Source organism: Latilactobacillus sp. (assembly GCF_033176295.1).
Lineage (GTDB): Bacteria > Bacillota > Bacilli > Lactobacillales > Lactobacillaceae > Latilactobacillus > Latilactobacillus sakei.
The window spans coordinates 12,021-35,554 of record NZ_JAMQEX010000012.1 but is presented as its reverse complement, the minus strand read 5'-3'; the positions used below and the strand labels follow the sequence as shown (position 1 = coordinate 35,554).

Annotated in this window: 21 protein-coding genes and 1 pseudogene; 13 read left to right on the top strand and 9 right to left on the bottom strand. The window is 42.7% G+C overall.

All coding sequences use genetic code 11. From position 1 onward, the window contains the following. Positions 1 to 4: 4 nt before the first annotated feature. Positions 5 to 1,753, top strand: coding sequence for a DNA helicase RecQ (recQ, locus tag NDN60_RS06955; protein ID WP_056946992.1), 1,749 nt, complete (start codon positions 5 to 7; stop codon positions 1,751 to 1,753). A gap of 461 nt (positions 1,754 to 2,214) precedes the next feature. After that, a complete protein-coding gene (locus NDN60_RS06950; protein WP_011375525.1) occupies positions 2,215 to 2,868 on the top strand; it encodes an MIP/aquaporin family protein in 654 nt (217 codons plus the stop codon). A gap of 43 nt (positions 2,869 to 2,911) precedes the next feature. Here NDN60_RS06950 and NDN60_RS06945 read toward each other — a convergent pair whose 3' ends face one another. The 3 genes and pseudogenes from NDN60_RS06945 to NDN60_RS06935 form a co-directional block, all read right to left on the bottom strand. Further along, complete coding sequence (locus NDN60_RS06945; protein WP_056946989.1) at positions 2,912 to 3,400, bottom strand: methylated-DNA--[protein]-cysteine S-methyltransferase; 489 nt, start codon at positions 3,398 to 3,400, stop codon at positions 2,912 to 2,914. 48 nt (positions 3,401 to 3,448) lie between these two features. Continuing rightward, positions 3,449 to 4,110, bottom strand: a pseudogene (locus NDN60_RS06940) (ABC transporter ATP-binding protein). A gap of 15 nt (positions 4,111 to 4,125) precedes the next feature. After that, complete coding sequence (locus NDN60_RS06935; RefSeq protein ID WP_056946986.1) at positions 4,126 to 5,595, bottom strand: ABC transporter permease; 1,470 nt, start codon at positions 5,593 to 5,595, stop codon at positions 4,126 to 4,128. Positions 5,596 to 5,809: 214 nt separating this feature from the next. Between NDN60_RS06935 and NDN60_RS06930 the strand changes: the two genes are divergently transcribed. Genes NDN60_RS06930 through NDN60_RS06910 form a run of 5 tightly spaced genes read left to right on the top strand, consistent with a single transcriptional unit; the run spans position 5,810 to position 11,289 of the window. Continuing rightward, positions 5,810 to 7,270, top strand: coding sequence for an LPXTG cell wall anchor domain-containing protein (locus NDN60_RS06930; protein ID WP_056946984.1), 1,461 nt, complete (start codon positions 5,810 to 5,812; stop codon positions 7,268 to 7,270). An 11-nt stretch (positions 7,271 to 7,281) separates the two neighbouring features. Next, positions 7,282 to 8,103, top strand: a complete 822-nt coding sequence (locus tag NDN60_RS06925) for a DUF4430 domain-containing protein (RefSeq protein ID WP_076632123.1) — start codon at positions 7,282 to 7,284, stop codon at positions 8,101 to 8,103. 2 nt (positions 8,104 to 8,105) lie between these two features. Further along, on the top strand, positions 8,106 to 8,984 hold the full coding sequence (locus NDN60_RS06920) for an energy-coupling factor transporter transmembrane component T (RefSeq protein WP_076632122.1): 879 nt from the start codon (positions 8,106 to 8,108) through the stop codon (positions 8,982 to 8,984). Next, the gene (locus tag NDN60_RS06915) at positions 8,963 to 10,597 is read left to right on the top strand and encodes an ABC transporter ATP-binding protein (RefSeq protein ID WP_056946973.1); all 1,635 of its coding nucleotides are present in this window, start codon (positions 8,963 to 8,965) and stop codon (positions 10,595 to 10,597) included. The genes NDN60_RS06920 and NDN60_RS06915 overlap by 22 nt, the downstream gene beginning before the upstream one ends. Then, positions 10,594 to 11,289 carry an ECF transporter S component gene (locus tag NDN60_RS06910; RefSeq protein ID WP_011375517.1) on the top strand — a complete coding sequence of 232 codons (696 nt, stop codon included), beginning with the start codon at positions 10,594 to 10,596 and terminating at the stop codon, positions 11,287 to 11,289. Before NDN60_RS06915 ends, NDN60_RS06910 begins: the two co-directional genes overlap by 4 nt. Positions 11,290 to 11,334: 45 nt before the next feature. Here the strand turns inward: NDN60_RS06910 and NDN60_RS06905 are convergent, their stop codons facing one another. Next, positions 11,335 to 12,327 (bottom strand): alcohol dehydrogenase catalytic domain-containing protein, encoded by a 993-nt coding sequence (locus NDN60_RS06905; protein WP_231953175.1) that lies wholly within the window; start codon positions 12,325 to 12,327, stop codon positions 11,335 to 11,337. Positions 12,328 to 12,407: 80 nt separating this feature from the next. Next, positions 12,408 to 13,127, bottom strand: a complete 720-nt coding sequence (locus tag NDN60_RS06900) for a DUF975 family protein (protein WP_056946967.1) — start codon at positions 13,125 to 13,127, stop codon at positions 12,408 to 12,410. Between the two features lie 188 nt (positions 13,128 to 13,315). Here NDN60_RS06900 and NDN60_RS06895 point away from each other — a divergent pair, with 188 nt between their 5' ends. Further along, positions 13,316 to 13,912 carry a TMEM175 family protein gene (locus tag NDN60_RS06895; protein WP_016265768.1) on the top strand — a complete coding sequence of 199 codons (597 nt, stop codon included), beginning with the start codon at positions 13,316 to 13,318 and terminating at the stop codon, positions 13,910 to 13,912. A 39-nt stretch (positions 13,913 to 13,951) separates the two neighbouring features. Here NDN60_RS06895 and NDN60_RS06890 read toward each other — a convergent pair whose 3' ends face one another. Then, complete coding sequence (locus NDN60_RS06890) at positions 13,952 to 14,893, bottom strand: NADP-dependent oxidoreductase (protein ID WP_056947027.1); 942 nt, start codon at positions 14,891 to 14,893, stop codon at positions 13,952 to 13,954. A 425-nt stretch (positions 14,894 to 15,318) separates the two neighbouring features. Beyond that, positions 15,319 to 16,275 (bottom strand): Dyp-type peroxidase, encoded by a 957-nt coding sequence (locus NDN60_RS06885; protein WP_099713168.1) that lies wholly within the window; start codon positions 16,273 to 16,275, stop codon positions 15,319 to 15,321. A gap of 197 nt (positions 16,276 to 16,472) precedes the next feature. Here NDN60_RS06885 and spxB point away from each other — a divergent pair, with 197 nt between their 5' ends. Together spxB and NDN60_RS06875 are read left to right on the top strand one after the other, a co-directional pair. After that, complete coding sequence (spxB, locus tag NDN60_RS06880; RefSeq protein WP_011375511.1) at positions 16,473 to 18,206, top strand: pyruvate oxidase; 1,734 nt, start codon at positions 16,473 to 16,475, stop codon at positions 18,204 to 18,206. 105 nt (positions 18,207 to 18,311) lie between these two features. Then, entirely contained in the window at positions 18,312 to 18,905 is a 594-nt protein-coding gene (locus tag NDN60_RS06875; RefSeq protein WP_011375510.1) for a TVP38/TMEM64 family protein, read from the top strand. A 315-nt stretch (positions 18,906 to 19,220) separates the two neighbouring features. Here the strand turns inward: NDN60_RS06875 and nhaC are convergent, their stop codons facing one another. Further along, complete coding sequence (gene nhaC / locus NDN60_RS06870) at positions 19,221 to 20,600, bottom strand: Na+/H+ antiporter NhaC (RefSeq protein WP_099947782.1); 1,380 nt, start codon at positions 20,598 to 20,600, stop codon at positions 19,221 to 19,223. Between the two features lie 442 nt (positions 20,601 to 21,042). Further along, positions 21,043 to 21,327, bottom strand: coding sequence for a hypothetical protein (locus NDN60_RS06865; protein ID WP_011375507.1), 285 nt, complete (start codon positions 21,325 to 21,327; stop codon positions 21,043 to 21,045). 168 nt (positions 21,328 to 21,495) lie between these two features. Between NDN60_RS06865 and NDN60_RS06860 the strand changes: the two genes are divergently transcribed. The 3 genes from NDN60_RS06860 to NDN60_RS06850 all read left to right on the top strand — a co-directional run bounded on the left by NDN60_RS06860 (position 21,496) and on the right by NDN60_RS06850 (position 23,172). After that, a complete protein-coding gene (locus NDN60_RS06860) occupies positions 21,496 to 22,023 on the top strand; it encodes a GNAT family N-acetyltransferase (RefSeq protein WP_076645042.1) in 528 nt (175 codons plus the stop codon). A gap of 96 nt (positions 22,024 to 22,119) precedes the next feature. Next, entirely contained in the window at positions 22,120 to 22,650 is a 531-nt protein-coding gene (locus NDN60_RS06855; RefSeq protein WP_035146683.1) for a hypothetical protein, read from the top strand. Positions 22,651 to 22,656: 6 nt separating this feature from the next. Next, positions 22,657 to 23,172 (top strand): Rrf2 family transcriptional regulator, encoded by a 516-nt coding sequence (locus NDN60_RS06850; RefSeq protein WP_011375504.1) that lies wholly within the window; start codon positions 22,657 to 22,659, stop codon positions 23,170 to 23,172. The last annotated feature ends 362 nt before the right edge of the window (positions 23,173 to 23,534 follow it).

Genomic DNA, 23,534 nt, shown 5'->3' with positions numbered 1-23,534 from the left:
TGGCATGCAGGCACAAGCAGTACTAAAAGAAAAATTTGGCTATGATCATTTTAGAGAAGGCCAAGCAGATGTGATTGAATCCTTGCTAGCAGGGACCAATGTATTGGCGATTATGCCGACTGGTGGCGGGAAGTCGTTATGTTACCAGATTCCAGCGCTGATGTTACCGGGGTTAACGCTAGTCGTTTCACCATTGATTTCGCTGATGAAAGATCAAGTCGACGCGCTCAACGAAAATGGGATTCCGGCAACGTTTATCAATAGTACCTTGACGCAAGGTGAGGTGCAGGAGCGCTTCAATCAGGCCGCACGTGGTGAAGTTAAATTGCTTTATGTGTCGCCAGAACGGTTGGATTCTGATTACTTTTTAGCGGATTTAGCCGAATTAACGATTGATTTGATTGCCGTCGATGAAGCGCATTGTATCTCGCAATGGGGGCACGATTTTCGACCTAGTTATCTACGCTTAACGGATACAATTAAAAGCATGCGACAACAACCAACAATTGTCGCACTAACGGCGACTGCTACGTCACAAGTAGCTGATGATATTATGTTGCGCTTAGGGATTCAACATGAAGTGAAGACTGGTTTTTCACGGGAAAACCTGGCCTTTCAAGTGGTTAAAAATCAAAACAGTGATCGCTACTTAATCGATTATTTAAAGGTTAATAAGCAAAAATCCGGCATCATCTATGCTAGTACACGTAAAGAAGTTGAACGGCTCACGAAGCTGATCGAAAAAGCGAAACTGGCAGTCACAATGTATCATGGTGGCTTAAATGAAATGGTGCGCCGGCAAAATCAAGAGGATTTTCTCTACGATCGTAAACCGATTATGGTCGCCACGAATGCTTTTGGGATGGGGATTGATAAGAGTAATGTGCGATTTGTCGTGCATGCCCAAATTCCCGGCAGCTTAGAAGCTTATTATCAAGAAGCAGGTCGGGCTGGCCGTGATGGCTTACCGAGTGAGGCCATCTTACTGTTTAAAGTCAATGATGTCCAAATCCAACATTTTTTCATCGATCAATCAGAGATGGACGATGAAAATAAGCAACGGGAATACGCTAAGTTACAAGAAATGACACAATACGCCAACACGCAACAGTGCTTGCAACAATATATCGTCAATTATTTTGATGATGACTGTGAAAAATGTGGCCGTTGTAGCAATTGTCTTGATACACGCGAATCACAAGACATTACAATTGATGTTCAAAAGGTTTTATCGTGCATCAAGCGAATGGACGAACGCTTCGGTAAAGTAATGGTCGCGCAAGTATTGACAGGCTCTAAGAATCAGAAGATTATGCAGTTTCGCTTTGACGAATTGCCAACATACGGTTTGATGCGGGGCGATTCACAAAAAGAAGTTAGTGGTTTGATTGATTATTTAGTCGCATCAGGCTATTTACGGGCTTCTGGTGGTCAATATCCCGTTTTACAAATCACGTTAGCGGGCGTCAAGGTACTTAAGGGCCAAGAAAAAGTGACGCGTAAAATGGCCGCTAAGGTTCAAAAAACATTGCCTGAGGACAATGAGTTATTCGAACGCTTACGCGAATTGCGCCGTGATTTAGCTGAAGAGCAGGGTGTACCGCCGTTTGTAATCTTCTCAGATAAAACGTTGTATTCAATGTGTGAAATTATGCCAACCTCACTGACTGAAATGCTAGATGTTAAAGGTGTCGGGGAGAATAAATTAGAAAAATACGGTGAATTATTCTTGGATATTTTAGTTGCTGAGTAATTCCCCGGGAAATAAAAAGAGTCGTCAACGGTTAGTTGGCGGCTCTTTTTGACGGTGCTTAGTATGGGGCATCTGCGGGGTTACCGTAGACGAAATGTTGATTGGATTTTGGGTTTGGTTTAGCGTCTGGTAAGAGACATGTATAACGTGTACCATCAGGGCCTTGGGCCAAGAAAATGCGCGTAAATGAATTTTCTGTTTCGATTAGTTTACAGTTATCATGCGTAATACCATAGACATCAGTTACTTGCGTAATATATCATCTCTTTTACTTAGTTTAAAAAGGGGTAAAATAAGCCTATATTTTACGACTAGATTACTAATAAGTATAGGCTTTTAATAACATAATATCAAATTATTTGCTTAATGACCTGAATTAACGAGTCATTATTGTTGGCATTTTAACTAATTAACGGTATAATTAATAGGGTTCACAACAAGTTAGAGAGAAGGAATTATTTATGCGACGTTATGCAGCAGAATTTATTGGTACTTTTATGTTAGTGTTCTTAGGCACTGGCGCAGTTGTAATTGCTAAAGCTGATACATTAACAATCGGCTTAGCATTCGGGTTAACGGTCACTGTGATGGCTTATGCTTTTGGTGGTGTTTCGGGTGGTCATTTTAACCCAGCCGTGTCAATTGCAATGATGATTAATAAACGCTTAGAAGCAAAAGATGGCGTTTTTTATATCGTAGCGCAATTCTTAGGCGCAATTGTGGCTTCAGGTTTATTATCAGTCCTTATCAATGCGCTTGATTTAAGCCGGACTGGTTTTGGTCAAACAGACTTCCCTAAAATCGGCGCAGGGGTTGCCTTTTTAGTTGAAGTGATTGTAACATTCAGTTTCATCTTGGTAATCTTAATGACAACCAGTGATCGTTTTGGCAATAGCCAAATGGCACCATTGGCAATCGGGATTACATTGAGTTTATTGATTATCGTTGCGCTCAACTTAACGGGTGGGTCATTGAACCCTGCTAGAAGTTTTGGACCAGCTATTTTTGCTGGCGGTTCAGCACTAGCCCATTATTGGGTTTACTTAGCAGCCCCAATCGTGGGTGCTATCCTAGCAGCCTTCACAGGTCGTTTGTTAGGTAGCGAAGAACGTTAAAAAAAGTAATAAAAAAGGGTGTGCCCATGTGGGCACACCTTTTTTATTGTTCGAGGGCTAATAACTGTTTTTTGAAAGGCAAACCACCGCGATAACCGCCTAGTGAGCCATCTTTGCGGATGACACGGTGACACGGGACAATCATGAGGAGCGGATTACGACCAACAGCGGAGGCCACTGCTCGAATCGCAGTTGGCCGACCGATTTGTGTGGCGAGTTGATTGTAAGTCACGGTTTGACCATAGGGAATCGTCTGCAAGGCCGTCCAGACTTGTTGTTGAAAAGGCGTGCCCACTAAGAAGTCGAGTGGTAAATGCCAAGCGGTTCTCTCGTGCGTTAAATAGGCCGTTATCTGGGCAATCGCTGGTGCCAGTTTTGAGGGGTCCTGTAATAAGTCGTGATTGGGCATAAAGGTTGTTAGTTCGCTGAGTGATTGGTTAGGTGAACCGACAAAGCAGACGCCGTGATCGGTTGCGGCGACGACTAGGTTTTGATTGTCATGCGTTAAATAATCGTAATAGATTGTGGTCATCGAAGACACCTCCATTTAGTAGCCTCAGTATAACAATTTTAAGCGAGTTTAGAGAGTGACTTCTTCAAAGGTTTTGTGCTGCAATAGATATTGCACGTCGCAACTCGCGGCGACTTCTTTTTCATGGGTTACGAGGATGACACACTTTTGTTGTTCGTGTGCGAGTTCTTGAAAAAGTTTAATTATTTCCCGGGTGTTAGTGTCGTCCAAATTCCCAGTTGGTTCATCGGCAACAACGACTGGTGCATCACAACACATTGCACGAACGATTGCGACCCGTTGTTGCTGCCCCCGGATAGTTTCTGAACGTTTTTACGAGCCATATCAGGGTTGATACCAACCTTAGTCAGCATCTCTAGCGCAAACTCACTGGGGTTTTCGCGCTCGGAATGAGTGATGGCCATTGCGGTTAGGACGTTATCGAGTGCCGACATATAGGGGAGCAAATTGTAGGCTTGGAAAACAATTGAAACATAGCGGTTGCGGTATTGCGTCAAACCGATTTTTTGAAGTGAGGTCCCTTCATAGAGGATTTCACCCTTGCGTGGTTTGTCGAGACCAGCAAGCATTGTTAAGAGGGTCGTTTTACCGGCACCACTACTACCGATAATGCCGTAGAGTTGCCCGGCTTCAAAGTTGAGATTAACGTCTTTATAGAGTGTATTTTCTTCTGAATCGTACCAATAACTGACATCTTTGGCTGTTAACATAATGTGACCTCCTAATTATCCAATGAGAATTTTTCGTGGTTCGAGTCTTAAAATATTGGCTGAAGCGAGTAAGACTGCCAAAGCAATGATTGTAAAGCCAAAGGCGCCTAATTGAAGTAAGGTTAACGGATTAATTTTGAGGTTCAGATCGCTCGCTTTAATTGATTTGGCTTTATTTTGCGTTCCTTGCGTCATTTGACCACCGGGGCGATTGCCACCAGGTTGGCCACTTGGTGCTTGACCGCCGCCAGGGCCACCATTACCGCCAGGTTGAGTTGTTGCACTGTCGGTTGTGGTACTTGTTGTAATGGAACTCATGACTTGCTTGCTGAGCGCTTGACCGGCAAATTGGCCACCGATACCCGCGAGTGCTAAGCTGACAATCAGTAACATGAACATTTCAACGAGTAATTGCCCAATAATCTTAGTCCGTTTTTCACCTAATGAGAGTAAAACACCCATTTCATAACGGCGTTCGCGCACCATCAAGATGATGATTAGTGCTAAAATGACGGTACCGGCGATGGCAACTAACCAAACAATCTTATTAGCGAAACTTTCCATTTTTTGCATAGATTGTTTCAAGGCTTGGTAAGTACTATCGTCTGCAGTGAGGCTGAATTTCTTAGTATTGATAATTTTCTTAGCGGCTTTCAAGAAGGCCGTTTTTTGAGTTGGATTGCTTAAAGTAAAGACGGCACTGTCGACTTTATTGGTTTGGCCTTTAATTTGGTTAGCCAATGTATAAGCGGTATAAAGCGTATTAGAAGGATCGCTTTGTTGAGGACCCATACTTGAGCTGCTACTTTGACTCGCTTTGTAGATTCCGACGACTTTGAGGGTATAAGCTTTTTTACCAGTCGTTGTGCCTTTAATCTTAATTGTATCGCCAACACTGAGATCGTTTTGTTTAGCAAGTTCACTTTCAATCACAACATTGTTAGTATTAACATCGGCACTGGTTAAAGCACGGCCTTTGGTAATCTTGTTAGTGTTATCTTTGAAATCGCTGAGGGTCTTCATATTGAGGACACCAGTGATTTGTAAATCGCCTGATGAGGTTGATTGTGACATGCCCATCGGACCATTGTTGCTAGCTGAAGAGGTGCTAATCGCATCAATGGAAGAAGCGTTAGCAGAAGTTGCAACGCTAACGTTATAGTTTGCGACACCGGATAATGCCGCAATCTTTTTGACGTTGGCTAAGCTAACCGAGGGCATGCTGAGCGATGGTTTCTTCGTTTTAGAAGTGCTCGTTGGTGGTGTCGACGAGCGCATTTTCTTGAAGGCCTGATCACGATTGGCCGATAAGGTGACACTGGCACCAACTTGTTGTTTGGTGTTGTTAACCGTTGTTACTGCAGCGTTTCTAATGAGTAACCCGGCCATAATGAAGACTAGAATAACAGTCATAACAATGACTAATAATAAGCTACGGCCTTTTTTGAATGAAATATTTTGCCAAGCACGTTTGATAAAATTCATAATGATGCCTCCTTATAAAAACTGAATAATAATCAGTTTAGGCGGGTATTTTGAATAAACTGTGACAATAGTACGCATAAAATGAGGCCTTTTTACGAAAAATAATCCGTCAATCCAATGATAGTGCTTTAAAAAGATGTTGCTTTCACCAAAAAATTGTTAAAATAGAAGTAATTAGTTAAAAGTTAAGTTTGTAGGGGTAGGGGAATATTATATGAAACGAAAACAAATCTATACCGGATTATGGGCGAGTTTATTATTATTAGCACCAGCTGTCACGAGTGCGACGAGTGCGCATGCGACAGATATTCAAACCGGTCAGCAATCAGTTGCGACAAGTCAACTCAGTGCTAGTCAATCAACTAGCAGTCAAGTTGCTAGCAATCAATTGGTTGAAACAAGCCGTCAAAGTCAAGGGGTGGCTTCACGTTCACAAGTGACGGAAGTCCCTGCTAAAACAGCGCAGACGACCAATGAACAACCTGCAAAATCAGCGGCTAAAGCCGTTTTAAATCGGGATTATCAAGGGGCGTTAAAACGGGGAGCGCAACAATTAGTAGCAAGTCAGGACACCGAAGTTTGGTCAGCCTTGGCACTTATCAGCTCAGGGGCCCAATTAACGACCGTTCAAAAAGCAACGTTCCACCAAGTCTTTGCCGAAGAATTAACCGGAATGGCCGGGCATTATTCTGCAACCGACTTGGAACGGCTGACAATTGGGATCGCTGCAATTGGCGAAGACCCCACGCAATTCAATGGCGTTAATTTAATTGCTGAAATTATTAAAAAAGCGGCTACTGCCGGTATCACAGGGCAAGTCTACGGGATTATTGCCCTTAGCACCCAAGATTACGGGTCACAAGCTAACCAAACGATTAATCAATTAATCGATTTAGTTTTAAAACAACAAAATACAGCTGGCGGTTGGGCTTTTTTCGGATCAGTCAGTGATTTGGATATTACAGGGATGACGATGTCAGCATTAGGCATGCATCGTGATCAACCAAAGGTTCAAAGCGCTTTGGATCGCGCAGTTGCCTTATTAAAAACAACCGGTTTTGTGAAAACAACGGGCGGTTTCTTGATTCCTGGGGGTTTTTCAACTGAAGAAAACTCAAATAGCACGGCAATGGCGATCTTGGGCTTGGCCGCAGCTGGCGTCAATCCAGCCACAACGTTTGTAGGTGATAAGGGTGCGACACCAATCACGAACTTAATTGCTTACCAAAAAGCCGACGGGCAATTCCGCTGGATGATGGGCAGCGATGATGGCGCGTTATCAATGTCAACCGAACAAGCGGTCTATGCTTTAGGCCAATATGATTATTTATTGAAGGGTAAGGGTTCAATCTATAACTTTAAAAAAGTAGTGCCAGAACCGGACCCAAAGCCAAAACCGGATCCAAAGCCAGCGCCAGCTCCAAAGCCAAGTATTCCTGGCAAAAAGCCAGCCGGTGAATCGTCGGCATCATCATCTTCAGAAGTTGATTTAGATAAACAATTACCTAAACAACCGATTAATGAAGCAGATGAAGTGCCATTGACTGGCACAACTGCGACGCAAGATGCTTTACCACAAACGGGTCATCAATCTGTTTGGGGTAGTGTTTTAGCTGGGTTATTCATATTACTTGGTGTTGCAAGTTACCAAACACGTCGTTTAAAACAACGCTAGGAGGCAACTAGATGGTTAAAAAGCGCCTACTACTAAGCGTTGCAAGTCTCGTGTTACTAGGTGGAATCGGCTACGGGACCTATGCGAGTGTTCAACAGCAACCAACCACAGTTAAACATGCAAGTGAGCAATCGACGCAATCAAAAAAAGTCGCGCACAAGGCGGTCATCAAGCACGCCGAATCGACTTCAAAAAAGACGCCTACTAAGACTAAGGCTAAAGAGACGAAGCATTCTGTCGCTTCTAAGCAGGCACAATCTAAAGAAGCCAATCAGGTTAGTCAGTTTGAACAAGCCAGTGTTGCTAAAAAAGAACAACAGGCAAGTGCGTCAGCTAAACAAACGCCAACCTCACAGTCAGCAACGACTGCTACACCAACAACACGTCAATCAGCAAGCAGTGCGGTAGGTTCAACAGCGCAACAATCAACGCAGCATGCTGAGTCTCACGAAGCACCAGCCAAACAACCGGAACCAGCTGCCAAGAAGGTAACGTTAAGTGTTTACGGGCCGATTAGTGAAGGCAATGCAGCCCTAATTAATCATGCTTCGGTAACGATTGATGATGGTGAGACAGTGCTGGCCGTTTTAAAACGGCTAACGGGCCAACAAGGCATGCTGCTATCTTACCGTGAGATTGGTGCTAGCGCCTATGTCAAAGGAATTAATGGCTTGTTTGAATTCGATAAGGGGCCCCAGAGTGGTTGGCTCTATCGGGTCAACGGCGTTTTTTCAAATCAATCGTGTGGTGTCTATCATGTGAAGAGTGGAGATGTTATTGATTGGCTATATACGGAAGATCTCGGACACGATCGCCACGCGCCTCAGGGCTAAAATTGCAACTGATTATTGATCAATTACACCCACTGGTTTTATTGGTGTACTTCATATTAATGATTAGCTTTTCGATGTGTTTCAATCACCCTTACTTTTTATGTGGCCAACTGATCGTTATTATTGCGGTTAATTGGGTCGCCAAAAATCAACAGAAAACAGTTAGCACGCTGCAAGGTGCCTTATTGATGATGGTCCTGATTGTCATCATGAATCCAATTATCAATAATCACGGGACGCACGTTATGATGACGGTTGGCGGTACCCTGATAACGGCGGAAGCGGTGGTCTATGGTTTTTTAATGGCGACCGCTTTGGCCGTTTTATTATTGATTTTTGTGACTTATAATCAGCATATGACCAATCATAAATTTTTGGCGTTATTTGGCGGAATCGCCCCGCAATTGACGTTACTGACGATGATGACGATGCGCTTTTTTCCATTATTCATTCGGCGTTTACGCGATATTACGGCGGTGCAACGAACGCGAGGGATTCAAATGGTAACGGGGCGGCTAAAAAACCGCGCCCAAGCAGGGATGCATCTGTTGGCAATTTTATTAACCAATACACTGACTGAAGCACTGCAGACCGCCGATTCAATGACGGCCCGCGGCTTTGGTGTTCAAAAAAGAAGTACGTATCGCCGTTATCAAATGACGCATCGCGATTATGGCCTATTGATGGCGCTCATTAGCGGTGGCCTATTCGCCTTTTGGTGCGCCAGTCAGGGTAACGGGCAGTTAATCGTTTATCCAACACTAGGTACATTGCGGTTAACCAGCCGTGATTGGGTGTGTCTAAGCGTGATTTTGTTGATTGATGGGTTACCATTATTATTGGAAGGATGGGAGTACTTATGGTGGCAATTGCACAGATAGAACAGCTTCAATTTCAATATGCATTAGCAAATCAGCCGAGCTTGGCCGGGATTAATCTGACGGTTAATGCTGGTGATTGGGTCGTTGTGGCCGGCCCTTCAGGTAGTGGTAAAACAACTTTATTGCGTCAATTTAAACGGGAATTATGGCCGGTGGGACAGCGTTTGGGACAGGTGTCGTTTAATGGCCGACTATTGGCGGATCTTGACCCAGCTGTTAGTGCGCAGAAAATCGGCTTTGTTTTCCAAAATCCCGAGAACCAACTCGTAATGGATACCGTGATTCAGGAGTTGGCCTTTTCACTGGAAAATAGCGGCGAAGCCAGTGCCAATATTCAAAAAAGAATTGCAGAACTCGTTAGTTTTCTTGGCATTCAGGATATTTTATACGCATCTGTCCATGAATTATCTGGCGGGCAAAAGCAACTGGTTAATCTGGCAGCAATTTTGATTCTCCAACCGAGCCTATTGGTGTTAGATGAACCGACTGCCCAATTAGATCCGATTGCGACCAAAGAGTTTATGAGCTTATTACAACGCGTGCATGATGAATTGGGTATAACGATTATCATGAGTGAGCATCAGTTGGATGATGTGTTACCGTTGGCCAATCAACTCTGGTTAATGACAAACGGCTGCATCAGTTATCAAGGACCAGTTGATCAAGGTCTACAGGCAATTTGGCAGCAACCAACTTTACGGGATTTCATGCCGGAGATTCCGCGGCTTTTTTGGCAACAACAACTAACCACTGAGACTGAATCCGTGCCACTAACAGTTGTGGCCGGGCAACGTCAATTGCCAGTCGGCAGTATTCATGATCAATTACGTCCGGTAGTAGCCGGGATGCAAGAAACATTATTAACAGCTGACCATTTAGATTTTCAATATACCAAAAATGAGCCGTATGTTTTGAATCAGCTCAAATTAACGGTCCATACGGGTGATTGGTTAGCGATTGTCGGTAAAAATGGGATTGGTAAGTCGACACTTTTAAAAGTATTGATTGGTTTGTTGGAACCCCGTCGCGGAACGGTCCGCTTGTTGGAACGACCGCTACAAAAGTGGCCGACAGAGCAGTTATTTAAAGTGATCGGTTATTTGTCTCAACAACCGGCTGACCAGTTTAGCGCGGAGAGTGTCCGGGTTGAATTTGAGCGGCGTGCCGTTCAACTCGGGCGTGAACATCCAGAGGAAGCGGCCACAGCGATGCTGGCCAAGTTAGGCCTAACTGCTTTAGCAGACAGTGATCCGCAAGATACTAGTGGTGGTGAACAGCAATTGATTGCGCTAGGGATTATTTTATTAGCTAACCCGAAGTTGCTGATTTTAGATGAGCCGACAAAAGGCTTAGATCCATTGCGTAAACAAGCACTTGGACACCTATTACAGCAGTTACAAGTAGAAGGATTAACGATTATCATGGCTAGTCATGATATGGTCTTTAGCGCTCGCTTTGCGAACCAATGTGCTTTGTTATTTGATGGCGCGATTGTTGCGCAAGAAGCACCGCACCAATTTTTCCAATCGAACTTCTTTTACACCACCCCGATTAATCGACTCTTACGACCACAAGACTCTGCGGCGTTGACTTGGGAAGAGGTTGACCGATGAAGCGCATTGACTGGCAAAGTAGCCTTATTTTTGGGATTGCCTTTTTAATAATCGCGGTTTTATTAGGCTTAATCATCCAATTACAGGGACAGTATTTTTTAGCGTTGAGTTTTATTTGTTTAGTGGTCAGTATGCTGCCATTTTATTGGCGCTTTGAAAAACGTCAAATTCGGGCCCGTGAAATTGTGATGATTGCCGTTTTAGCGACGATTGCGGCGGTCAGCCGGGTCCCTTTTGCGCCGCTACCGAGTGTTCAACCAACAAGTTTCGTGGTGATTGTCGCAGCTTTGGTTTTGGGTCCGGAAGCTGGCTTCATGATTGGTTCAACGGCGGCCTTGGTTTCGAATTTCTTCTTAGGTCAAGGGCCGTGGACACCGTGGCAGATGTTTTGTTGGGGGATGATGGGCGTGACAGCCGGGCTGATTAGCCGCTTTGATTGGGCCCACAATAAATATTGGCTTTGCCTATTCGGCTTTATTTGGGGTTTTATTTTTGGGTGGGTAATGAACTTATGGTATTTTATCGCCTATGTTAATCCCTTATCGCTCAAAACATTCATCGCAGCCTATATTGCGAGTTTTTATTTCGATCTAGCCCATGCACTATCGAACGTGTTCTTTATTTATTGTTTTTATCAATCGTGGTATCGGATTATTCAACGTTTTAAAATTAAATATGGCTTATTAGACTAAAAAAAGGGCTAGCGACAAAAGTAATTTTTGTCGCTAGCTCTTTTTTTAGTAGGTTAGCACATACTTGCCAATTGCGTGGCCTTTTGTAAGTTCGGTTGTGATTGTGTCGAGGTTTTCAACCGATAAGCCTTGGTAGACTTGCGTCGTAATCGAGTGAATTTGATTAGTGTCGGCGAGGCGCGCTATTTTTTTGAGGATTGCGCCTTGGCTGTCAATCTCGTAATCAAAATCTGTTTTAGTAAACATATATTCCCAATCAAATGAGACTGATTTTGCTTTCAGTGGGGTTAAATCAAGTGGGGCTTGCATATTAACCAGCGAGCCGACATGACCGAGTGGTTTGATTAAGCGTGTTGCGGCAGACAAATAGGGTGCGACATCGTAAAGAACGGCAATCGCGTCGAAGTGGTCGGCTGGCAGTTGATCGAGGTTAAGCTGGTCACTTGTTTGGTGGTAATCAACAGGATAATCGACGCCATTAGCTTTTAGCCAGTTAAAATTTTGAGGACTGCTAGTGGCATAAACGGTGAAACCAGCCCATTTGGCGAGTTGACTCATAATTGAGCCGACCCCACCAGCACCGTTAATAATCAAAAGGTTTTTACCGAGGTGGGCTTGTTCTGCGGCCTCGAAATGAAATTTTTCAAAAAGTAGTTCGTAGGCAGTTAATGAGACTAGCGGCAGGCCGGCCGCTTCACTCGCTGATAATTGGTCGGGGGCGAGTGCGCAGAGAGCTTCGGTCATACATTGGTAGGCTTGGAAACTGCCGTCTAGTTGAGTAGAACCGGCGTAATAGACGATATCACCAACTTTAAATTGCGTGACGGCTTTGCCAATTGCTAGGACTTCGCCGTAACCATCGTAGCCTAAAATATGCGTTGTAACGGCGCGCCGTTTGAGATCAATAGGATTGACTGCGGCGGCTTGGACTTTGATCAGTAATTCGTGATCGCCAGGTGTTGGAATCTGAGTAGTAACAGTTTGCCAATTTTGGTGAGAATCTAGGGTGATCTGTGTGTTTGAAATCAATGATGCCACATCCTTTCTTCTCTATTTTAGCCGTTTCGGTCATTAAGGGTAACAAAAAAGGATTGGCAATCGCCAATCCTTTCAGTATGCTAGTCCACTAAGTCGGCGTAAAAGCCCATGTAAGCCGCTTGTTTATAAGGGTTTAACCAAATACAAATATAGCCAATCCCCAAGGTAAAGCCGGCCAGGATATCCCAACCTAGGAAACTTAATTTTAAGATGAAGAATCTAAATTTGTGACCGTCCATCAATTCACGACTTTTTGTAATGCAATCGAGGTAATTGATATCGGCTTCTGGATGAGCGTCCGTTAAATCTTTGAAGATGAAAGGCGCTTGAGAATAAGAAAATGACTTAATCAGCCCAGGGATGATGAAAAGCAATGTCCATAAGACAGTGAAAAAGCCGGCTAATAGTTCAGTAATGACAGCCCCGACAAAATAACGTTTTGAAAAGACGCTAAAAGCACCACTAAAAGCGTTAAAATCGGCATCTTTTGAGCGGAGCCAATCGAGCGTCGTAAATGAAATCCCCAAAGTAATTAAACCAACGATGAAGCTACCAATATTACCGGTCAACGAATTACCAGAAGACATATTGCTAGGAAATGAGCCAGAGCCTGATGAGACAAAGTCCGATGTCATGAAGAGTGCAGTGAGTGCCATAAAGAGGCCACCAATTAAGATAAAAGCGAGAATTGAAAAGAGCGTTGGGACGATATTAAGCTTGATTGCTTGGCCCCAATGGCCCGCATAGAGTGCCTTAGCCTCGCGCTTTAATTCAGCGCTTGATTTGTATGTTTTATCCATTTGTAAATCCCCCCTAAAGTTTAAGTTATTATACTATTAGTTAAAGGGGGAAAGCAATATAAATCGATTAACGTGGTTGATTATTCCAGGGAGGTCGTGACAAATCCTTTTAATGGCGGTAAAATGATAAGGGTACTAACTAATAGTGTGAAATATAAAATGGCTATTAATATTTGGGAGGGATTCTATTGAATAAGGGACGCTTGGAAGCTTTCAGCGATGCAGTCATTGCAATTATTGTAACGATTATGATTCTTGAATTTAAAACACCAGAAACGGCTGAGATGAAGGCCTTACTGGAAAATGCACCATACTTCTTCGCTTATATCGTAACCTATCTCTTCGTAGGGGTTGCTTGGTATAATCACCACTACATGTTTAGTTTAACGAAACGGGTGACGAAACGAATTTATTGGTTGAACAATATATGGTTATTATCAATGTCATTTTTACCCGTTGCTACTGCTTGGGCGGGGCGGTTTATTAATTCACGGGGCCCAGAATATTTCTACTATGTGGTTCATTTTGCTTGGTTGATGATGTATTTCCTATTGAGTCGCGCACTAGCGGATGCCAACCGCGAAGTTGCACCGGAGGTTTATCAAAAGATTACAGGGATGCCGATTTACGGGGTTATTATGAAGCCTTATTTCTGGGTGATCCAGGTGGCCTTGATTGTTGCGATTTATTTCTTCCCGGCAATCGAATTGATTTTTGTGATCTTAGAAGTATTTGTGATTGGCAATCGAACGGGTTCTGATAGTGATAAACTCTTTCACGATTAAAAAAAGCATCGCCAACTTGGCGATGCTTTTTTGTATTATTTAGAATTTAATGACGATTTTACCAGTTGAATGGTGTGTTGCACTTAGTTGATGTGATTTGATTAAGCCTTCCGCTGAGAATGGGAGGACAGTATCAATAATTGATTTTACTTTACCGTCAGCCATTAGGTCAGCAATTTCACGAAGTTGTTCACCATTTGGAATTAACCAGATTGCTTTGAAAGTCATCTTTGTGTCTTTGATAATGTCAGCTGTTTCGGGTGCTTCACCAACAATTGAAATTTGGCGACCTGTTTCAGGATTGAGCACGGACCAAGCATCAACTTGGCTTTGCCCACCGATTGTATCGATGACCAGGTCAACGTTGTGTGCTTTATCAGCAACTTTTTCGTTACGGTAATCGATAATTTCGCCGGCACCTAAGTCGCGAACGAGATCAAAATTCTTGGCACTAGTTGTTGTGATAACGTGGGCGCCCATTGCCTTAGCGAATTGAATGGCATATGACCCAACACCACCAGAACCAGCTTGGACGAGCACTGTTTCACCGGCTTTTAAGTGACCATGGTTGAAAAGGGCTTGCCAAGCGGTTTCGCCGGCCAATGGCACAGCAGCGGCTTCTTCAAAAGTGACGTTCTTAGGTTTGCGAGCGATTAATTCGTCATCAACAGCAACATATTCAGCATAAGTACCGCGATTAGAAGTGGCTGGACGTGCAAAAACTTCGTCGCCGACTTGCCAATCTGTTACAGCTGAACCGACTTCAGTAACGATACCGGCTAAATCCCAACCAAGTACGATTGGAAAAGCCCAATCGAACATGCTTGTGAGATAACCTGCACGTAATTTCCAGTCAAGTGGATTGATAGCAGTTGCTTTTGATTTAATTAGTACTTGGTGTTCGCCAATGGTTGGCATTGGTAAAGTAATCATTTCAAGTGTTTGTTCATCGCCGTATTGGTTGATCGCAACAGCTTGCATAGTATCTGACATTTAAAACACCTCATCGTTTTCTTATTTAAAGTAAGTAACATCAGTTTAGCAATCGGTATGCGGGAAGTCAACAAAAAGCAATTAAAAAGCCGACGTTCGTCGGCTTTTTAAGATTGGCGATTATTCCCAACACTCAGCTAATGCTCAGCGTCAAACCGCTTTAAACTTAGGTCAAACGTGCTTTATCGAACTGCCTTTTCCGGTTAACTACAAAATGGGCATGATGGAAAAAATACCATCATGCCCATTTTTACGTTAATCCTCAAAGCCAAAGCGTTCGATGCAGCACTCTAAATTGAAACGTGCTTTTTAAAGCCGACGCTTGTGCTTAGCACCGTATTGCAAATAACCGCCGCTGGCGATTATTCCCAACACTCAGCTAATGCTCAGCGTCAAATCGCTTTAAACGCACTCTAAATTTCTTCTTCCGCAATTTTTGCTAGTAGTGTTTTGGATGGGATGAAGAATAGTGCGCCGGTTGTTGGTTCGCTGAAATCTAGTAGGTGATCGTAGTTGCCGGCTGGTTTGCCGACGAACATGTTAGTGAGCATGCGTTTAACGATTGTCCATTGACGAGCGTAGCCGATAAAATAAGTCCCAGTCATCTTTTCACCAGGATTAGCGTAAGGCACGTTCATCCGGACAATTTTATGTTCGACGCCACCTTCGTTATCTTGCGAAACAACGTTGTGCGCGTTTGTTGGTTTTTCGGCATCGTCTAATTCAAGATCAGAGAATTTTTTACGACCGATTGTTTTTTCTTGTTCTTCAGTTGAGGTGTGGTTCCAAGTGTCCATCGAATGAATATATTTTTGGGCAAAGGCGTATGAACCATTGATAAATTCAGGGTCTTCGTCGCCGACAAGGGCATATTCGGCCGTTTCATCGATAGCGGGATTTTCCGTACCGTCGATAAAGCCGATGATTGAGCGGCCTTCGAAATAACGGAATCCGTGGGTTTCATCAATCGTTGTTGCGTTTTGACCGATGAATTGCATGAATTGCGCCATTACTTCGTAACAAACAGCCATTTCTTTGGCCCGAATGTGAAAGAATAAATCACCGCCGGTAGCGACAGCATCGTGTTTAGGACTAGGAATCATTTGGAAGGGTTCTAGTTCTTGAGGTTTAGGGGCGTTTGGGAAAAGATAGTCCCAAGCATCTGAGCCAATCCCAAAAGCAACGCGTAAATGGGCATCCGGATAGCGGATGTTCATACTATTGATAATTGCGGGAATCCGTTCAGCCAAATCGGAAACGGCAGCTCTGTCTGATGAGAAATCCTGGCGATTTAAATTAAGTGTTGAAAAAATAATATTTTCGCCCGCATCTTTAAAAACATCTTGTGCATCTTTAGCAATAATAGCCATTAAAAAAGCCTCCCTAAAATCTAAAGTTAATGACCACTTATTAATAATCATTATTATCTAGCTTGATGTAAGCATACCAAAGAAGATGATTCGTTACCAGTCAAAACGGCTAAAAAATGCTTATCATTTGTAACGCTTACAATTAAGGCGGTATACTTAAAATAAGCGGAATAAAATTAATCAGGAGGCCTTTTTAGATGGTAACACAAAAGATAAATGCGGCAGACGCAATGTTAAAAGTCATGGCAGACTGGGGTATTGACCATATTTTTGGGTTACCTGGCGGCTCATTTGATTCAACGATGAATGCATTGCATAATCAAAAAGCAATTATGCGTTATATTCAAGTTCGTCACGAAGAAGTAGGGGCGCTTGCTGCTTCTGGTGAAGCGAAGGCAACTGGTAAAATCGCGGCCACATTCGGGTCAGCTGGCCCTGGGGCGGTTCATTTATTGAACGGGCTTTATGATGCTAAGTATGATCACGTTCCTGTTTTAGCACTAGTTGGTCAAGTAGCAACTGGTGTCATGAATACTGATTATTTCCAAGAAATGAATGAAAATCCAATGTTCGCGGATGTAGCAGTCTACAACCGGACTGTTATGACGGCAGAACAATTACCACTAGTTGTTGACCAAGCGATTCAACAAGCCTATAAAAATAGTGGTGTGGCGGTTGTGACAATTCCAACGGACCTAGGCTGGCAACCAATTGAAGATCACTTCGAAGCAACTGCTAACCTATTCCAGATGGGGAATTATCCAGAACCTCGCTCAACGGATATTCAACAGACTTTACAATTAATTAAAGAAGCTAAACAACCCATTATTTATTTTGGTCAAGGTGCTAAGGCAGCCGGCGACGAATTAGTGGCGTTATCTGATAAATTAAGTATCCCAATGATGTCATCAGCCCTCTCTAAAGGGATCGTCGCTGACGAAAACCCGGCTTACATGGTTTCAGCAGGGCGGGTGGCCACTAAACCAGGTGTTGATTTGGCAGAAGCGGCCGATTTAATTCTATTTGTCGGCAGTAACTACGAATTTGGTCAATATTTCTTCAAACCAGATGCGAAGTTCATCCAAATCGATATTGATCCAACCAAACTTGGCCATAGACACCATGTTGACGTTGGCATTTTAGCAGATGCTAAGACAGCGTTAGCAGCTTTACTTGAAGCTAGTGAACCGGTATCTGAAAAGACAGCTTTCTACCGTGCAGCAGTCGCTAATAAAGCTAACTGGGATCAATGGACCGCTAGTTTTGAAGATGATCCACAAACACCATTACGGGTGGAACCAGTCTTTAAAGAAATCAATCAAATGGCTACCAATGACGCGATTTTCAACTTAGATGTGGGGAATGTCACGATTGATGGCGTCCGCTTCTTGAAGATGAAACCAGGTCAAAAGACGACGATCTCAGCTTGGTACGCAACGATGGGGGCTGCTTTACCAGCTGCAATCGGAACGCAAGCAGCCTTCCCTAATCGGCAAGTTTGGTCAATCAGTGGTGACGGTGGCTTCACGATGGTGATGCAAGATTTGATTACGCAAGTTAAATACCAAATGCCAATTATCAACGTTGTGTTGAGTAATGATTCATTTGGCTTTATTGAAGCAGAACAAGATGACAAGGGACAACCACATTCTGGTGTTGCCATTCAGGGTGCAGATTACGGTGCCGCCGCAACAGCATTAGGGGCCCAAGGCTTTACAGTCCGGACGTTAGATGAATTGAAGGCTGCTTTTGCAGCAGCTCAAAAACGCCAAGGACCAGTTGTGATTGATGTCAAAATTGCTAACGAACGGCCATTGCCAGTGGAACAATTGGTAATCGATGATCAAACTCAGGATCCTAAGGCAGTTGCTCAGTTTGTTGAAAAATATCGCGCACAAGGATTAAAACCTTTTCGGACATTTTTAGGATGAGCGACTAAAAAGTTAAGATTTCTTAAATCAGACTATCGGCGGACTACTCGGAATTTAAATTGTGGTAAATTAAAGATACATTATCGAGGGAAAGGAATTCGGCGGATGAGCAGAACAATTTCAAGACGTTTAATTAGTACGACTTCTCTGATGGCCCTAATTGGGAGCATTGCATTAGCCATTTACTGGTCACGACTAGGGCTTTTTAACAACACAACAGCCTTACAAGCGTACTTGGGCCACTCCGTACTCATCGGCCCGATTATTTTCATCACGATTCAGATTATCCAGGTTGTGATTCCGGTGATTCCGGGCGGGATTAGTACCGCCGCAGGTGTTCTAGTTTTTGGCCCGTTATGGGGCTTTATCTATAACTATGTCGGGATTGCGATTGGGTCAATTTTTAATTTCCTGCTGGCGCGCCAGTTTGGGAAACCATTTATTCTCCACGTCATCAACGAGAAAACTTATGATAAATATATCGGTACGATTACGGAAAAGAAAAACTTTGCGCGCTTTTTCGCCTTAGCGATTTTCCTACCAGTTGCGCCCGATGATGTCTTATGTTTAATGGCTGGCTTAACCGAAATGTCATTTAAAAAATTCACATGGATTATCATCTTATGCAAACCAGCATCAATTGCAGCCTATAGCTTCGCATTAGTTTACGGCGGGCAATTCTTGATGAATCTTTTCTAAAAAGAGTGCGTTTCAGGTGGTTATATTGTAGCGGCTTAGCCTAGGCACGTGAATAAGCGACGCAGTCGATTGTTTGCGGGGCGTTGCTAACTGCAACAATATACCTGAAAGAGCACGTTTGAAAAAGAGTGTGTTTGAAACGGTTTGGCTTTGAGCATTAGCATAACTCGGCGGATAACTGCTGTCAGCAGTTGTTTGACGAGAGACGCTAAGCACAGACGGCAGTTTCAAAAAGCACGTTTCAGGTATAAAATTTTGAATTCAAAAAAGAGGTTGCGACAAAAATTACTTTTGTCGCAACCTCTTTTATTTTGCTTAATTAGTAACACTTTTCTTTTTGAGGCCAATCCCTGTAAAACTACTCAAGATTGAGAAGATTGGTGAGAGGATACTGAAGAAACAAAATGGCAGGTAGCTTAGTGTTGGTACGCCGAGGGTGTTAGCGGCGAAAACGCCGGCAACGCCCCAAGGGACTAAGTAGTTAATAACGGTCCCGCCATCTTCGAGTGCGCGGCCAAGCGCCAAGTTGCTAAGATCTGATTTTTCAAACGTTGATTTAAAAGCTTTACCTGGCAGGATAACAGAAAGGAATTCTTCACCGATAAAGAGGTTAACGCCAATCCCAGAAGCAATTACCGCGCTGATCAATTGACCAGGAGTTTTGAGGCGAGTTGCAAGGGGGGCCATCACGCGTTCGATTAAACCGAGTTTCATCAATAGACCACCTAGGGTCAACGTCATGATAATTAAGGCCACTGTGCTCAACATGCTATTAATACCGCCACGTGTGAGAAGTGCATCGATACTTTGATTGCCAGTATGAGCGACGAAGCCATTTTCAATCAAGTTGGCAATTGTTTTAAAAGAAGTGTGGGGATGATGGCTAAAAATTAAACCGATCGAAACGGCGATGTTTAAAAATAACGTTGGAATGGCTGGCATTTTAAAACGCACACAGACAAAAATTAAAATAATGGGTAGTAAGGCCCAGAGACTAACGTCGGTATGCGCCTTTAAAATGGCAACTGTTGTACTGATTTTGGTCAATGGAATATCACGAGATGTATGCCCGATAATCGCGTATAGCACTAATGAACCGACAAAAGCTGGTACGGTTGTCCACATTAAGTTTTTGATGTGGGCAAAGAGATCTGTTTCAGTAACGGCAGCCGTTAAATTAGTTGATTGAGAGAGGGGTGAAGATTTATCACCAAATATTGCCCCGGAAATAATGGCAGCTGCGACGATCGTGGTATCTAATCCCAGTGTGGCACCAATGCCGAAAAAGGCAATCCCGACTGTTGAAATAACGGTAAAGGCACTCCCAATGGCACTCCCCACGAGGGCACAAACGACGAAAATGGATGGAATAAACCAGTGGACATTGACCATCTGGAAGCCCCAAACCATTAAACTGGGAATGACACCAGCGGCAATCCAAGTACTGATCAAGGCACCGACGAGAATGAAAATAATGATGGGAATTAGACCACTTTTTAAACCTTCCTCAATTCCTTCATGAATCGTACCCCAACTAAAATGCCGCCACCGCGCCCATAACATCAGCAGGGCAATCCCAGTGAGGACCGGGGTTTGAGGAGAAAGTTGGAAAATAATAACGCCGGTCCCCATAATGGCCAGGAGAATCACGAGAACTAATGTTGCTTCGAATAGACTAATTGATTTTTTTGACATATTAACGCATCCTTTTTAAGTTTTATCTGAAGTTGTGCGTCATAGGACTGATAACGAAGAATACCACCACATGCAAGATGCTTTAACATGAAAAAACCTCCCTTTAGTTAAAATTAGTTGAAACGTGCTATTGAAAGTGGTTTTCAATAGTATTTTGCATAAAAAAAGTCCCTACTCGCATCTGCGAATAGGGACGATTGGAAACCGCGGTACCACCCATTTAGCGCGCCAATTTAAGCCAACACGCCACTCTTACAGGGGATAACGGTCCTGTTAATTAGCCGAAGTCTTCATTCAGTATTTCACGACATTTACCCTGGTCGGTTCGCAGCAACCACCGACTTCCTGACACACAGATAAAGCATTACTTGGTTTGAATGAGATGACTTGTATGATTGTTAATCAATTTACGGCAGGAACGACTAAAAGTCAAGCGTAAATTTTAGAAGAAATTAATATCCTTAAAATTATAGCTGTAATCAATTTGGTAATCTCTTTCGTTTAGCGGTGTTAATTGCGCCAATTTTTGTTCGAATTCATCCAAAGGTAAACTGGTCCAGATTCTAAAACTGTGATCGTCGTAAGCAGCCCAATCACAAATTTTGGTTAAATCGGGATAATCGCGCAAATCCGGAATGGTCGTCCCTAGAAAATGAAGGATGTAATCGTAAGATTCTGATTGTTCTGGAACGGTTGAGAATAAATGAAAGTAATCACGTAACGCCATACGAACACCATCTTTCTAACAATAGGAATTGATGGCTACAATTATAAAATATTTAGTGGTCTACCACAATTAATATGCTTGTTCTTAAGACAAATATAAAAAACGGCTTGGCGGAAACAAGTAAGTAACGTATGATAAAAGGTAGGAATTTCAAAAGGAGAGGATCGGTTGAATATTCAAACAGAAGCCGTACAATTAAGACATTTTATCGCTAGCGATTTAGCAGTGGTCTACCAAATTGGTTGCGAAAAAGAAATTGCGAAGCAACTCAATATGCCGCCGTTTCAATCTGAGCATGAAGCGCAATCTTTTTTGACGATGCTCCAGTCTGATGAACATTCATGGGCAATTGTGTCTAAAAAGGCAGATGCGGTTTGTGGGCTAATGATGTTGGCACCAAACCTAGCGCAAGATGATGTCACTGTTGAATCGTACGAACTAAGTTTTGCGATTTTGCCGCAATACCAGCGACAGGGCCTGATGACAAGCTCATTATCTGCGGTTATGAATGCTTATCATGATGACCTGCATATTACGAAGTTTATGGCGGCTTGTTTTATTACCAATCAAAAATCAGCTCGTTGTTTACAAAAAGTGGGCTTTACCACTGCTTATCAAACGCAGCTTCCTGACTATTTAGGGGGCGAGTTAGTGCAATATTACCAATATAATTTAGGCGAAAAAGGATTTCGATAAAAAAATCACAATTGAAATGAGAACCCTTTAAAAAGCGCGGTTAAATTGGAAAACCTGTGGTATAATCGGGATTGAAAGACAAATGGGGGTTATCAGATGGCAAGTGAAAATGATCAAGCCTTTGCAAGAAAATTAGCGCAAATTGAGGCAGATTCAAAGTTAACAATTTTATCTAGCATGAATCAAACCAGCGATGATGGGGTTAAACAGTATGTTGTCTATACGGACTATCGTGAAGGTGGTCAGCGAGAATCAACAAACTCAATTTTTGTGTATACACCATATGCGAATGTTGATAAATTTGGACATTCAATAGTTGATTTTCAAGCACAACTCTTGTTTGAAACCAACAAATGGAAAAATGAAATGCACATCACTGTTTTAGAAACATTGGGTGCAGCTTCACGCTTAGCAGTTTATGATTACCAAAACTTAGGATTGGCGCAATTGGCAGTTAAGGCCTTTTGTAACTTAGCCAACAAATTAGAAATTGAAACAATCGATGGCAATATCAGTACGTTTGATCGCGAGAGTTTCAACAAAGTCGAACACATTTTAACTAAATATGGATTTGAAGTAAAAGCGGCCCCAGGTGAGGCTTCAGGGACGTTTGTTAAAAGGAGATAGACTAATATGCAACTGACACGAGCATTTGAACAAGCAACGTGCATTATTGTGTTATTGGCAACCCAAGATCCTGAACATACGATTTCGTCAGAAGTGATTCATCATCGTCTGGGTGGTTCACAAACTTACTTACGGAAAATTATTCGTAAATTAGTAGTGGCCGGCCTTGTAAAATCTGTTTCAGGGAATAGTGGTGGCTTTACCCTAGCAAGACCTGCCAGTGAAGTATCAATTTACGATGTTGTCTTGGCAACTGAAGGTCAGATTAAGTCGTATCCAGATACCGGTAAGTTAGATACAGTCTTTAATGATTTTCAACCAGTGGCTAAACAAGGAACATTGATTATTAATGCTGCTTTTCATAAAGCGGACATGTTGTGGGCCAATGAATTGAAAAAACAAACTGTCTCCGGTTTAATTATCGAAACGATGGGACATCCCGATATTCCGGTTATTGATTGGAACCAATCGGCTGAACAACGTGAATTATTAATTCAAAAGATTATTAAAAATCTAAAGTAAACTGACTTACTAAGTTAAAACAGGCTAGAAGAACCCTTCTTCTAGCCTGTTTTTTTGTCTTTTTGACAGGAAATTTAGTGATTTGAGTTGTCGAGATAAACCTGATTGTCCAATTATTTTAAAATAAAATATTATTATTTGCTGAAATTACAAAAAATAATGAAAATTAATTTTCACTAATCAGGTGACGGTTGTTGATATATAAGTATTTATGATTTTCACTAATTTTTAGATAGTTGATATTACTTATACTTTATTTAATAAATGATTATATTATTAAATGTTTTTGAAAATAAGTTGTTTACAATCGATTACGGGGGTGATATACTAATCCCGAAAAGGTTAATAACGTTACTCTTCAA

Bases quoted from the DNA above. Each gene is read 5' to 3' on its own strand.
- NDN60_RS06935 (WP_056946986.1), bottom strand. From the start codon at position 5,595: ATGAATTTTATCAAACGTGCTTGGCAAAATATTTCATTCAAAAAAGGC.
- NDN60_RS06875 (WP_011375510.1), top strand. From the start codon at position 18,312: ATGAGCAGAACAATTTCAAGACGTTTAATTAGTACGACTTCTCTGATG.
- NDN60_RS06855 (WP_035146683.1), top strand. From the start codon at position 22,120: ATGGCAAGTGAAAATGATCAAGCCTTTGCAAGAAAATTAGCGCAAATT.
- NDN60_RS06950 (WP_011375525.1), top strand. From the start codon at position 2,215: ATGCGACGTTATGCAGCAGAATTTATTGGTACTTTTATGTTAGTGTTC.
- recQ (WP_056946992.1), top strand. From the start codon at position 5: ATGCAGGCACAAGCAGTACTAAAAGAAAAATTTGGCTATGATCATTTT.
- NDN60_RS06945 (WP_056946989.1), bottom strand. From the start codon at position 3,400: ATGACCACAATCTATTACGATTATTTAACGCATGACAATCAAAACCTA.
- NDN60_RS06865 (WP_011375507.1), bottom strand. From the start codon at position 21,327: ATGGCGTTACGTGATTACTTTCATTTATTCTCAACCGTTCCAGAACAA.
- NDN60_RS06885 (WP_099713168.1), bottom strand. From the start codon at position 16,275: ATGGCTATTATTGCTAAAGATGCACAAGATGTTTTTAAAGATGCGGGC.
- NDN60_RS06850 (WP_011375504.1), top strand. From the start codon at position 22,657: ATGCAACTGACACGAGCATTTGAACAAGCAACGTGCATTATTGTGTTA.
- nhaC (WP_099947782.1), bottom strand. From the start codon at position 20,600: ATGTCAAAAAAATCAATTAGTCTATTCGAAGCAACATTAGTTCTCGTG.
- NDN60_RS06900 (WP_056946967.1), bottom strand. From the start codon at position 13,127: ATGGATAAAACATACAAATCAAGCGCTGAATTAAAGCGCGAGGCTAAG.
- NDN60_RS06915 (WP_056946973.1), top strand. From the start codon at position 8,963: ATGGTGGCAATTGCACAGATAGAACAGCTTCAATTTCAATATGCATTA.
- NDN60_RS06910 (WP_011375517.1), top strand. From the start codon at position 10,594: ATGAAGCGCATTGACTGGCAAAGTAGCCTTATTTTTGGGATTGCCTTT.
- NDN60_RS06930 (WP_056946984.1), top strand. From the start codon at position 5,810: ATGAAACGAAAACAAATCTATACCGGATTATGGGCGAGTTTATTATTA.
- spxB (WP_011375511.1), top strand. From the start codon at position 16,473: ATGGTAACACAAAAGATAAATGCGGCAGACGCAATGTTAAAAGTCATG.
- NDN60_RS06890 (WP_056947027.1), bottom strand. From the start codon at position 14,893: ATGCAAGCTGTTGCGATCAACCAATACGGCGATGAACAAACACTTGAA.
- NDN60_RS06925 (WP_076632123.1), top strand. From the start codon at position 7,282: ATGGTTAAAAAGCGCCTACTACTAAGCGTTGCAAGTCTCGTGTTACTA.